We start from the raw sequence: 12,583 nt of genomic DNA, 5'->3' as shown, positions 1-12,583 counted from the left end.
GAAACTGTCCCGGCAATTGTCTGAACTATGCCGCCATTGACGCGGTTCGCCCGGAGGCTGTCAAGGCGCGAGGTGGGCGTGAGGTGGGCGTGACGCGAGCGCGAGGTGGCATGGCTGCCCTGGTTCAGACGACCGGCTCCAGTTGCCGCTTGGACGTTTGCGTCCGGAAGGACGAGGCGCTGGAACGGGCGAGGTAGATGACCGGGATGAGACCGACCAGAACGATGGCAAGCGAGGGCAGGGCCGCTTCGCCAAAGGCTTCGCGCGAGGCGGCCTCGAACACGGTGGTTGCCAGGGTTTCGAAATTGAACGGACGCAGGAGAACGGTTGCCGGCAGCTCTTTCATGCAATCGACGAAGCTGAGCAGGGCTGCGGACAACAGCACCGGTTTCAGGATCGGCAGGTGGATCTGCGTCAGGGTCTGACCGCTGTTGCGGCCAAGCGTGCGCGCCGCCATGTCGAGATGAGGTGTGATCCGGCCGAAGCCACCTTCAACCTGGCCGTAGGAAACTGCAAGGAAGCGAACCACATAGGCAAACACAAGGCCGGTGCCACTCCCCAGCAGTAGCAGGCCGGTGTTGATACCGAACCAGGCCTCCATGCGGGCATCCAGGAAATTGTCGAAGCCGGCCAGCGGCACCAGAATGCCGATGGCGAGAACGGTGCCCGGAATGGCGTAACCGATCGAGGCAAGCCGGACGGCAAATTTCAATGGGCCCCTGGGGTTGAGACGCAGGGCATAGGCCAGGGCAACGGAAATGAGCACGGTGATCAGCGCTGCAATGGCAGCGAGGCTGAGGCTGTTCCAGACGGCATCCAGAAAACCGCTGTCCCAAAAACCTTCCAGGCGCCGGCTGGCCAGGTCGGCAAGCAGCAGGCCAGGAACCACAAAGCCGACAAAGACCGGCGCCAGGCATAACAGCAAAGCAAGCGCAGCCTGCCAGCGTCCAAGTTCGAAGCGTGTCGGCGGCCGGTGCTTGGAGCCACCGCCGCTGTCGAAGCGCTGTTTCCGCCGCCCGAACCGTTCCAGCCACAATAGCAGGAACACCATCACCAGCATGGCCAGCGCGAGCTGGGCTGCGCCACCGAGGCTGGAACGGTGCAGCCAGGTGTCATAGACGGAAAAGGTCAGGGTCTTCACGCCGAAGAATGTCACCGCCCCGATATCGTTGAGGCACTCCATCAAGGCAAGCGAAATGCCGATGACGATGGCGGGACGTGCCAATGGCAGGGCGACACGAAAGAACAGCCCGTAAGGCGAAGCGCCAAGGGTACGCGAGACATCCAGCGTCGAGGCGGACTGGATCAGAAAGCTCGCCCGGGTCGTCAGATAGACATAAGGGTAAAGCACCGCCCCCATGACGAATATGGCACCGCCCAGTGAACGAATTTCGGGAAACCAGTAGTCTCTGGACGTCTTGAAACCGAAAAGCGTGCGGATCAGGCTCTGGACCGGCCCGGTATAATCGAGCACTTCGACATAGGCGAAGGCGACGATATAGGTCGGCACCGCAAGGGGCACCAGAAGGGCCCAGTCGAGGACCTTTCTTCCCGGGAAATTGCACATCGTCACCAGCCAGGCCGTGGCAACGCCGGTGATGCCTGTGGTCAAGCCGACCCCGAGCATCAGCAAAACCGTCGTCTGCAGGGAGCCGGGCAGAACCGTTGTCAGAAGATGGCCCCAGACTTCGCCCGTCGGTGTCAGCGCGATCCACACGATCGCCGCCAGTGGCAACAGCACCAGCGTGGCAATCGCCAGCGATGCAATTTGCCAGAAACGGTCAGCAAAAGTGAGGGTGGGCGTGCGCAGCAAGGCCTGTCATTTCTTTGAGAATGGTTCGCAGGAAGCTCTATAGGCAAAACCCGGAAAATGCAAAAGCCAAGAGATCCCGAGGCATGACCTGGATTTTTGCGGTGGTTTTCTTTTCGTCATGCCATGGCTCGACCATGGCATCCATGCCGTCGAGGATCGGATCGACGTCACCTCTGAATTTTGTCGACAGGGAACGGCATGGATTGCCGGATCAAGTCCGGCAATGGCGGGCCCCAGAATAGTTTGAAAGTCCGCCTTCCTTGCTCTCAACAGAAAAGCGCCGCAAAATGCGGCGCCTGTCTTTTTTGTCGATATGGCCTCAGGAGGCCGGGCCGTCATCAAAGCCGACTTCGTCGATCAGCTCACTGGCGGTCTTGCGGTTCTCGGCAATGTCGGCGAGTGACAGGGTGTCTTTCTTGAACTCGCCCCAGCTTGCAACGCGCTCGGAAACCGCTACGCCCGGCTTGACCGGATATTCATGGTTGGTTTCGGCGTAGATCCGCTGAGCTTCATCGGAAGACAGGAACTCGATCAGCTTGACCGCATTGTCCTGGTTCGGTGCGTTCTTCGTCAGGATGACACCTGCAACGTTCACGTGGCTGCCACGGTCGTCGGTGTTCGGGAACAGAATGCGGACGCTGTCGGCCCAGGTCTGCTGTTCCGGTTCCTTCTCGTTGGTCTGCATCAGGCCCATGTAGTAGGTGTTGCCGAGTGCGATGTCGCATTCGCCGGCGAAGATGGCCTTGACCTGGGCGCGGTCGTTGCCGGCAGGCTTGCGGGCAAGGTTGTCGCGAACGCCTTCAAGCCACTTTTCGGTTTCTTCCGCACCATGGTGGGCGACCATCGAGGCGACCAGTCCGACGGTGTACACATGCTGACCGGAACGGGTGCACAGGCGGCCCTTCCACTTCGGATCGGAAAGTTCCTCATAGGTGATGCTGTCCTGGTCGACGCGTTCCTTGGAAGCGTAGATCACGCGGGCACGGTTGGTCAGGCCGATCCAGTGGCCTTCCGGATCGCGGAACTCTGCCGGAACGTTTGCATTGACGACTTCAGAAACAACCGGCTGTGAAATGCCGAGCTGCTTGGCACCGTCCAGGCGCCCGATGTCGACGGTCAAGAGAACGTCGGCCGGAGAGTTGGCGCCTTCAGCCGCAATACGCTCGCCCAGACCTTCAGACGCAAAGACCACGTTGGTCTTGATGCCGGTTTCCTTGGTGAAAGCGTCGAGCAGCGGCTCGATCAGATAAGGCTGGCGATAGGAGTAGATGTTCACTTCCCCGTCGGCAAATGCGGGTACAGCGGTAAGGGTTGCCGAAGACAGCAGGGCAGCGCCTGCCAGGATGCGGAAAGTGGAATTCATGTAACTCTCCCGTTGATATGGTTCTTGTTGCTCGGACGCGAGGTCAAAAGCTTGCCGGGAATATGTCGCTAGCAGGGCTTCAAGTCAATAAATCAAGCAAAATCAATACTTTAGAATGATTCAAAACTAACTGGAGGATTGCATTCCACTATTTTGCCGAAAACCGGTGAGAATACAGGAGTTTAAGACTCGACTTTAGGCCTGATGGTTATTCAAGGTTGCTTTGAAAGGCTGATCACGAACGCGTTACCAGCTGGCGTGAAAAACTGTCACACCCAGGCAAGCGCCTGCCGCAGGAAGGCTGTGCCATTGCTTGCCTGCCAGACGCCGTGCGCCATGATCACCCTTTCCGGTGACCAGGCAAGGATCCTGTCCCGGCAGGTTCGGGCCTTTCGGCGGTCGAAAAAGCTCAGCCGCCATTCCAGGGGCGCATAGCCCTTGCCTTCGACAATGCCCCAAAGACCGGCAATCCAGCGCTGCCAGGGTTTCCAGTGCCGGTGCAAAAAACCTTGAGAGAAATGCTCGCTGAGATCGGCCAGGATGACAGTTGCCGAGGGCCGGTGCAGAAACACCAACTCGTCCATCACCGGAGAACCGGAAAAGCGCACCATGTCGATGGCGCCTTCGAATGCATCTGGCACCGCCTCGTCCAGCGCCGGTTCGAAGGCGAGGTCCGTACGCTTGGCAATGGTGCTCTGGGGTCCCCAGAGCCTGGCCTCCGGCCAGGCCGCCTTCCAGTCCTGCAGAAAGAGATGGTGGATCTTGTTGGGACTGACGAGATGTGCCGGGGTTCCAAGGGCATCGATCTGCTGCCGGACCGCAGGCGTCAAGGCGATGGGTGACCAGACCCACAGCTTGCCGGACGGCAGGCGAACGATCACACAGCGGGTCGGGTAACAAAATCCGTAGAAGGAGACAGTGTCCCCTTCAAGGATCCAGATATTGCTGTCGACTTCAACCAAGGCGCTCTCCTGTCGGGAGCCCGGCATTACTCCGAAAGCACCCGCTGTGTCGGGAAAATGATTTCCACCAGGGTGCCCTGATCCGGCGTGGAATCGATATGGAAGCTGGCCCGGTTGGCTTCCACCAGTGCCTTGGTCAGCGGCAGGCCAAGCCCGGTTCCGCCACCGCGGCTGGAGGTATGCAGCTGCCGGAACGGCTCAAGCGCCGCAGCCAGCTGCTTGGCTGTCATGCCGGTGCCGGTATCGCGAACCCGCAGCGCGACTTCGCCGTTGCTTTCCAGCGCCGTCGACAGGATCACCTGCCCACCGGACTTGTTGTATTTGATCGCGTTGGACAGAAGGTTCAGCACGATCTGGCGCAGAGACCGCGGATCAGCCACGACATCGGGCACGGATTCCGGCAGGCTGGCACGGATGATGACACGCTCCCGGTTGGCCTGCGGCTGCATCAGGGCAACGCATTCGTTGATGACGTCGTTGGTCGAGACGGCGGAGAACTTCAGATCCAGCTTGCCCGCCTCGATCTTGGACAGGTCCAGGAGATCGTTGATCAGGCTCATGATATGCGAGCCGGAAGTGCGGATGTCCTTGAGATAGTCCTTGTAGCGGTCATTGCCGATCGGGCCGAAGCGCTCTTCCATCATGACTTCCGAAAAGCCGATGATCGCGTTCAGCGGGGTGCGGATTTCGTGGCTGATCTTCGCCAGGAAATCCGACTTCTGAGAGCTGGCGTTTTCAGCCTGGCGCTTTGCCTGGGTCAGCTCTTCTTCTGCCGTCTTCCACTGGGTGATGTCGCGCAGCACCGCGCAATACTTTACGTCGTCCTTGTTGCCGCTGATCCGGCCGATGGTCATGAACAGCGGGATGAGCCCGCCGGTCGGAACCTTGCCAAGCACTTCGCGGCCATCGTTCAGGATCGAGGCAACACCGTTGCGCGACAATCCATCCAGATAGTCGGCCGCCGCCCGGTGGCTTTCGGGCGCCAGGAAATCCGTGAAAGGCGCTCCGATCATGTCGGACCGGTTGGCGCTGAAAAGCGCCTCCGCGGAGCCATTCACTTTCAGGATCGTGCCGTTCTGATCAAGCACGAGAACGCCGTCGGTCGCCGTTTCCAGAATGGTGTCCATCTCGGCGATCTGGTTTCGCGCGCTATCAAGTTCCGAGCGGACTTCCGCAAAGAAGTTCGGCGAAGACGGAGCGGCAGTCGCAGGTGCCGGCTTGGCCTTGCGTTCGGTGATGGAAATCATCAGACCGCGCGTGCCGTTCCACGGAACGGAATGCATATGAGCGTCGACATTGAGGACACCGCCATCCGACAGGCGCATCTTCATGGTCTCGTCGACTTCACCATCCATGCCTTCGGCGTCCGGCAATTCTTCCGCATCGTCGATGAAAAGTGCTTCCAGGCCGCCAGCCTCGGAGAGCGCGGTGATCGACTTGTAGCCAAGCATGCTCAGCAGCGCCTTGTTGGCGTAGAGAACTTCCCGGTCATGGGCAATGGCGATGCCGATGGGCAGGCGGTCCAGGAGGCTCGGATCGATAGGGCCGGCTTCCGGAACTTCGGGCGGCAGCTCTTCGACCGGTTCCACCGGATCGGGCGCATCGAAATCTTCAAGGTCGCCCTCCAGCCGTGCTCCAAGGGCTTCGGCGATCTTGCGAAAGGCCTGACGTTCGGGCCGGGAAAGACCGGAGGTATCCACCGGAACAACGCGCGGTTTCACCGTTGCGAGCGGGATGACCTGGCCTGTCGGTTTCGGTTCGGCCGGCTCATCGGCGTCGGCGGTTTCGGCAGCCTTGTCCTCGCTCTCGAAGGCTGCGGTTTCTTCGAAGAACTCACGCTCTTCAGCCGCATCGTCCGTTTCCAATGACGCAGCCACGGCCTCGATCTCGCGGTCTTCCTCCTCAACAAGATCGAAATGGGTGTCTTCAAAGGCGGGCTCGGGCTCGAACAGATCTTCGTCTTCAGCCGAAGCTTCATCGGTTCCCGTTTGCTGGTCCTCGTCACTTCCGGCAGTTGCGACGGCTGTGGACGACATGTCGTCGTCTTCCGGGGTCGTGGGGTCTTCTTCTTCCTCAAAGAGGTCGCGAGACTTCTTTTCCGCCTCTTTGTAAGCCTTGGCGAGTGACTTGACCGCGCTTTCGATTTCAGCCGGTTTCAGCGCCGCTGGCCCGGAGATACCGGTTGGTTCGGCACTCGCTGGAGTGGGCACTGCAACGGCTGTGTTGGTGTCCCCTGTCTCTTCACCGGTCAGCTCGTCGGTCGCAGCATAGTTCTCACTGTCGGCGTCCGCTTCGTCTTCGTCTGCCAGTTCAGTGTCGTCATCAACGATGGCGGTGTCTTCGCTCGACGTGTCGCTGACCTCGTCTTCAGGGTCTTCATCATCAGCTACTGCATCGGCGTCATCGACGACTGTTTCCGGCGCATCGTCCGTTTCGTCGGTTGCAGTTCCGGTGTCCTCAGCGCTTTCACTGTCCTGAGGAACGGTTTCATCGCTGCCGGAGACGGGCTTGTCTTCGCCAGTCTCCGGGAGGTCACTTTCCTCGGGAAGAGCTTCGTCTTCCGGTGCATCTTGCAGGCCGGATTCCAGGGCCTTGAACTTGCTGTCGAGAGCTGCGCCGGGCAGATCGTCGAAATCCTTGTCGGCATCCGGGCCAACGTCCTCAGGAGACGTGTCGGTTTCAAGGTGTCGGGTATCCGCCTTGGCGGGTTCATCTGCCTTTACCGGCGGGTCTGCCGGGCGTTGCGGGGCCTTGCCGGTGAACTTTGCCAGGGAACCGACGAGAGCAGCCGCGCTTGCGCCAAGAAAGGTCTTGCCCGCGAAAGAATCCGGTTTTGCCGGTTTCAATTCCGCAAGCTTGGCTGCTGCCTCCGCGGTTGCCTGCTGCTGTGCTGCGTCTGGTGAACCAGCTTCATCGGTACCAGCCTCACCAGTTGATGTACCTGTCGTCTCATCACCTGTTTCAGAGCGGACGTTTTCATGTCCGTTGTCATCGCCCGCGGTGGCAATGTCGTCTTCCACCTCTGGCGCCACGGGCACGTCGGCAGCTTCCGCACCGGGCGCACCTTCCTGCAGCGTTGCAGCGACGTGGCTGGCTTCATCTTCCGCAAGTGTGTCGCGTTCGGTTTCGTCAGTGTGATTGTCAGTGTCAGATGCCCCGACAACGGCCAGCGTCGGGCCGGAGGGCTGGCTGCCATGCTCCGGCACGGCATCTGCGGTCCGACAAACACCGAATCCGCGATAGCCTTCGAATTTCCGGTTCCGGTCAAAGGCGGGCAGGGCGGCCATGTCGACAGGTACGCGCAGGTCCGCACCGGAGACCGGCCAGTCGATTGTCTTTCCGCTCCAGGTGTCGCGTCGGTCAAGCGCCCGCGCAATATGGCCACGGGGGTCGAGATCGAAAGCGTCGGACACTTCCTTCCAGGTCAGACCGATAATGTCGGTTGAGGAAGGGCCAAGAACTTCGGCAAACTCGTCGGACAGAAAGGTGAAGCGCTGGTCGATGTCCATCTTCCAGGCAAAGCGCACAGGTCTGCGCCGTGGCTGAAAGACAAAGCCGTCCCCATCTTCCGTCGCAGTGTCATCGAAGGTGTCTTCGGCCATGACTTTGGCGGTCGTCTCCTCAAGGATATTCTCCTCGAGGTCGAGTTCTTCGAGGCCGTCGTCCTCTTCAGCATCGGCAGAGATGTCCTCTGCCGTCTCACCGTCGTCCTCTTCAATCTCCTCCAGGTCGGACAACGCAGCTTCAAGGTCCGCCTCTCCGGCATCCATCGGGGAGATATCGTCTGAGGTGACAACACCAGCGGCAATGGATTGCTCCCTGGCAGCCAGGTCGTCGAGGTCGTCCTCAACAGGTTCTTCAACGGGTGGGGCAGGGGCGGCCTGCGTTGCGGCCATATCGTCAGCGGTTTCAAACTCGTCTTCGTCGGCCCGAACCCAACCGGCGTCTTCCTCACCCATCCGGGAAACTGTTTCCTCGTCCGCGGATGAAGTGTCAGCGGCAACTGCGGCTCCAGCGGCAACGCCTGTGGCCAGCAGCCCGGCTTCAATTGCGGAGGCGTCCGCTTCTTGCGCGCTTGCGGGGCTGTCTTCCCCGGCTTCAGTGCCGGGATCAGCCAGAGGCAGATTTTCCAGGACCACCAGCTTCTGGCGGTCCGTCACCTTCAGAACAACGCCCTCATGGAAGTTACCATCAAGTTCCAGAGGACCGAAAAGCGCCGTCTGTCCGTCAGGCAGGTCGAGGTCTTCCGGCGTTCCTTTCAGTTCACCAAAGCAGCCTTCCACCGAACCGGCATCCGTCACGAACACGGTGGCATCATCGGCACGCAGTATCTGTGCAAAAGCCGGCACCGCGTCTTTCGTCATGGACAGACCCTTGTCACCACAGACAATCAGGGCAGCGGCTTCACCGTTTTCCAGCTCGATACGCATGCACTGGCAGGTCAGCAGCATGACCCTGAGACCCCGGTAAAACCGAAGCCGGTCGATGCTGAACTTGTCTGTAGGGCCGGATTCGGCAATGCGGGCAATATGCGGACGGGCGGGTGAGCGCTCGAGCGACGTCAGGTTGGCCAGGTCGGCCACGGACTGTGCGGAGAAAAAGGAAGCACCGGCAGCATTCGCCCATAGAATACGCGCCCCGTCTGCCGACCAGAGCCAGGCTGCCCTTTTGTCGGCGACAAGCTGAACCAGATCATCCATGGCAGTCAGTTCCAGGAATGATAGGGTTTGTTCGTCCATGGCTCTGCTCCAAACTGGTCTGCAACACCGGTTGACGGGTGCGTGGCGGCCGGATTTGCCCAAAGTGGTAAACACTCCGTTAATACAAGCAATCTCCAACACAGTCCACGTAAAGCAAGGTTGCTAAAGGGGTTACATGAAGGCGTGGTTAATCCGACCGGACAAGTTTGCCGGAATGCCATCGTCGTGTTACGAATTTTTGGCATGGAAGGATTTCAGGATACCCTCCTGACATCTTTCGTCGACCTGAGGAGCGCCGACATGAGCACAGACAAGACCGGTTTTGAAATTCCCGACCAAATGCGCGATTTCGCGGAAAAGAGCGTCGACCAGGCCCGCAAGGCCTTTGACGACTTCATGGGCGCGACCCACAAGGCTGTCAGCAATGCGGAAGACAGCGCGAATGCGGTTCAGGCCGGTGCTGCGGATGTGAACAAGAAGGCGCTGAACTATGCCGAAGAGCATGTCGATGCGGCTTTCAAGTTTGCGCAGGAACTGGTCAAGGCGCAAAATGTCGAGGACATGATGAAGCTGCAGCAGGACTATCTGCGCCGGCAGATGGAATCCCTCGGCGAACAGGCGCGCGAGTTTTCCAACTCGGCAACGAAGGCCGTTCAGGACGCTGCCAAGGCCACCCAGAAAAAATAATCCGGCCGGCATTTTTCCTTGCGCAGGGCGCCAGAGCCCCGCGCAAGGTGTCACAAGTGTTTCATTGAAAATTTCCTGCTTTGGTTGTATCGTTTTTCCGGTCCTGATTGCCTGTTTTCGTCTTCCCTTGTCCGGCCAATGGCTTACCGACAAAGGGCTGTGGTCCGCTCCGATTTTTGCAGGACGGAACCGACGAAACACCAGAAATCCCCGACGGCAAGTTTGTTGTGCAGTGCAAAAAAATGTTGCAATGCAGCACGGCATGCACTATGTAGTGTTTGCGGATGACGACAGGGTCCGCCGGCACACGTATCGGCGGAATGAACTTGCACCAATGATCGCATCCGGACTCAAGGAGATGAGATCATGACTGACACCACAACCACTGCTCCGGCAAAGCCGGCGCCGAAAGCTCGCACCACCAAAGCCAAAACTGCTGCTGCTGGCGTAGCTTTCCCTGACTTCGAGGCTTTTGCTATGCCGAAAATGGAAGTTCCGGCCATGTTCCGTGAAGCAACCGAAAAAGGCATCGAGAACGCTCGCGAAGCCTATGCAAAAGTGAAAAACGCTGCTGAAGACGCAACCGACCTGATGGAAGACACTTTCGAGACTTCCCGCCAGGGCGTTGTCGAATTCAACCACAAGGCCGTTGATGCTGCCAAAGCCAACGCCGATGCAACTTTCACTTTCGTGAAGGACATCATGTCTGCGAAGAGCCTGGCTGAAGCTATCGAGCTGCAGTCCACGTTTGCTCGCCAGCAGTTTGACGCTCTGAGCGCCCAGTCCAAGGAAATGCACGAACTGGCTAGCAAGCTCGGTACCGACGTTTCCGCACCGGTCAAGGAAGCGTTCGAGAAGTCCTTCAAGGACATCAAGGTCAACTAATCCGGCATCCGGCCGTCCGCAGTCACCTGATTGCGGTTCGGCAGGGCCATGCCGATGACATCGGCAAACGGTTGTTATGCCCGGGGCAACGCTCCGGGCATTTGCTTTTCAACAGCTCGAAAATTTCCGCAAATTCCCGCTTGCGGGTTGGAAAAAACGAGTTTAGAAGACGCCCTTGCAAATGGCGGCACGGGTCAGTATGGTCCGCGTCACCTCACGCCTTTAAGCAGACGTAGCTCAGTTGGTTAGAGCGTCGGATTGTGGCTCCGAAGGTCGGTGGTTCGAATCCACTCGTCTGTACCATCCTCTAGTCTATCTTCTTGGATTCAATAACTTATTGATATGCAAGACACTCTTGCGACCACTGCTACAGCAGACTGCTACAGTGAGGGTCTAAAAAAGGTGTCTGGCCATACCCGTTTGTACCGCCGTGGAGCGGTCTACTACCACCGTGCTGTCGTGCCCGCCGACATCGTCGAAACCTATGGCAAGCGAGAGGAACTGATCTCGCTTCGCACAAAGGATCATGCCGAGGCGCTCCGCAAGGTGCGTATCAAGGCTGTTGAGGTCGACAACCGGTTCGAAGAGCACCGCCGAGCGCTCCGGGGACGAGATGCAGCGCCCGTCGTTGATGAGCTTTCTCCAGAGCAGATCCAGGCAATCAAGGCCATTTACCATGCGCATTTGCTGGAAGAGGACGAAGCTGTCCGCTTGGACGGTTTCCGGGAAGACCATGAAGTCCAGCCCGAACTGCCGACACCGTCGTTTGACGATTGGGAAGCGACCACTGATGAGCTTGAGAAACATGTTCGACAGCTACGAGGCCGGTTCAAGGTAGATCCACACTACGAGTTTGAAGTCGAAGAGGTGTCGGAGTGGCCGGAGGTGAACCTGAAGGTGTCTCCTGGAACTAAGGCGTTCAAGCAGTTTGCTGCAGCGCTGCAGGACGCGACCCTTCAGGCTTTCGCGGACATGCGGAGCCGGAATGAAGGGAACTATGTGTCGACACCTGGTTCCAAGATCGAATTGACGCCAATATGCCCCAAGCTTTCTGTCGTTTTGGAAGACTGGATCAAGGAGAAGTCCAAGGAAGATTGGACAGAGGCGACAGCCAAGGAGCATAGAGTCTGGGCCGAGCAGTTCATGCTGTTGTGCGGAGATCGGCCTATCGACGAATACGGCAAAGACGATGCCCGTCGTTTCAAGCAGGTGCTGCTGCGTCTGCCGTCCAACTGGAAAAAGAAGTCGGTGCTTCGGGAGATGTCTATTGAGCGGGCTGCGGAGGCGGCTGTGTCGCTCGAAATGCCGTCCATGTCGACAACCAGCGTCAACAAGATCCTCCGCTTCGTTGGTTCTTTCTGGCGTTGGGCGCAGAGCCACTACGACAACGTACCCGGCAACCTATTTGATGGCCTCAGTCTGTCGACACGACGCGTTCAGGCGAAGGAAGAGCGGCATCCTTTCACTCTTGCCGAACTCTCCAGCCTATTCACCTCGACGATCTACACTGGCTGCAAGTCGGCGCGGGAGTGGAAGACGCCTGGAGATGTCGTCCCCATGACGGATGCTAAATACTGGGTGCCGGTGATCAGCCTGTTCACAGGTGCCAGGTTGAACGAGATCCTGCAGCTTTACGTCGCGGACGTGGTGGAAAAGCACGGCGTGATCTGCATCTCGATCAATGATGACGGGGAGGACAAGAAGTTGAAGACCAAGTCCTCCAAGCGCGACATCCCGATACATGCCGAACTCGAGGCGTTGGGCTTCCTCAAGTTCGTCCAGAAACGGAAAGACGAGGGTTCGAAGCGCCTGTTCCCCGAGACCCAGGTCGGCCCGAATGGAAGTTACTCCGGCCCGTTCTCCAAGCACTTCAAGCGCTTCATGCTAGACGCTGGTGTTGAGCGGAAGGGGGTCAGCTTCCATAGCTTTCGGCACAATTTCGAGGATTTCTGCCGCGCTGCCGGGATCAACATGGACTTCGCCGACTTCCTCCAAGGCCACATGCAGATCGGAATGCGCAACCGCTACGGCTACGGAGAGGTCTTCTATCGCGAGCTGAACAAGGCGCTGCAGTCTTTGAGGTTTGATGGGGTGGATTTGTCAGCACTACAAAGAAACTCGTTGCTGCTGAAATAAAAGTACCCTGCAATTGATGAAATATGAGATGCTTGTG

At 58.7% G+C, this 12,583-nt stretch carries 7 protein-coding genes and 1 tRNA gene; 4 read left to right on the top strand and 4 right to left on the bottom strand.

All coding sequences use genetic code 11. The features are described from left to right. Positions 1-124: 124 nt before the first annotated feature. The 4 genes from FIV03_RS01520 to FIV03_RS01505 form a co-directional block, all read right to left on the bottom strand. Positions 125-1,813 (bottom strand): iron ABC transporter permease, encoded by a 1,689-nt coding sequence (locus FIV03_RS01520; protein ID WP_152508439.1) that lies wholly within the window; start codon positions 1,811-1,813, stop codon positions 125-127. A 319-nt stretch (positions 1,814-2,132) separates the two neighbouring features. Next, positions 2,133-3,176 (bottom strand): Fe(3+) ABC transporter substrate-binding protein, encoded by a 1,044-nt coding sequence (locus FIV03_RS01515; protein ID WP_152508438.1) that lies wholly within the window; start codon positions 3,174-3,176, stop codon positions 2,133-2,135. A 269-nt stretch (positions 3,177-3,445) separates the two neighbouring features. Beyond that, positions 3,446-4,138 carry a DUF4336 domain-containing protein gene (locus FIV03_RS01510; protein WP_152508437.1) on the bottom strand — a complete coding sequence of 231 codons (693 nt, stop codon included), beginning with the start codon at positions 4,136-4,138 and terminating at the stop codon, positions 3,446-3,448. A gap of 26 nt (positions 4,139-4,164) precedes the next feature. Next, positions 4,165-8,877 (bottom strand): ATP-binding protein, encoded by a 4,713-nt coding sequence (locus tag FIV03_RS01505; protein ID WP_152508436.1) that lies wholly within the window; start codon positions 8,875-8,877, stop codon positions 4,165-4,167. A 261-nt stretch (positions 8,878-9,138) separates the two neighbouring features. On the opposite strand from FIV03_RS01505, the gene FIV03_RS01500 reads away from it, so the two are divergent. The 4 genes from FIV03_RS01500 (at position 9,139) to FIV03_RS01485 (ending at position 12,546) form a co-directional block, all read left to right on the top strand. Further along, complete coding sequence (locus tag FIV03_RS01500) at positions 9,139-9,525, top strand: phasin (protein WP_031269792.1); 387 nt, start codon at positions 9,139-9,141, stop codon at positions 9,523-9,525. A 366-nt stretch (positions 9,526-9,891) separates the two neighbouring features. Then, positions 9,892-10,410, top strand: a complete 519-nt coding sequence (locus FIV03_RS01495) for a phasin (RefSeq protein WP_152508435.1) — start codon at positions 9,892-9,894, stop codon at positions 10,408-10,410. Between the two features lie 226 nt (positions 10,411-10,636). Then, a tRNA-His gene (locus FIV03_RS01490) sits at positions 10,637-10,713 on the top strand. A 99-nt stretch (positions 10,714-10,812) separates the two neighbouring features. Beyond that, the gene (locus FIV03_RS01485) at positions 10,813-12,546 is read left to right on the top strand and encodes a site-specific integrase (RefSeq protein ID WP_173013744.1); all 1,734 of its coding nucleotides are present in this window, start codon (positions 10,813-10,815) and stop codon (positions 12,544-12,546) included. Positions 12,547-12,583 lie beyond the last annotated feature (37 nt).

The sequence above is a fragment of the Labrenzia sp. THAF187b genome (assembly GCF_009363375.1).
Lineage (GTDB): Bacteria > Pseudomonadota > Alphaproteobacteria > Rhizobiales > Stappiaceae > Roseibium > Roseibium algicola.
Note: the sequence above shows the minus strand (reverse complement) of the source record. Positions and strands in the feature narration are given on the sequence as shown.

Excerpts from the sequence above, each read along its gene's own strand:
- FIV03_RS01495 (WP_152508435.1), top strand. The coding sequence starts at position 9,892 with ATGACTGACACCACAACCACTGCTCCGGCAAAGCCGGCGCCGAAAGCT.
- FIV03_RS01500 (WP_031269792.1), top strand. The coding sequence starts at position 9,139 with ATGAGCACAGACAAGACCGGTTTTGAAATTCCCGACCAAATGCGCGAT.
- FIV03_RS01505 (WP_152508436.1), bottom strand. The coding sequence starts at position 8,877 with ATGGACGAACAAACCCTATCATTCCTGGAACTGACTGCCATGGATGAT.
- FIV03_RS01515 (WP_152508438.1), bottom strand. The coding sequence starts at position 3,176 with ATGAATTCCACTTTCCGCATCCTGGCAGGCGCTGCCCTGCTGTCTTCG.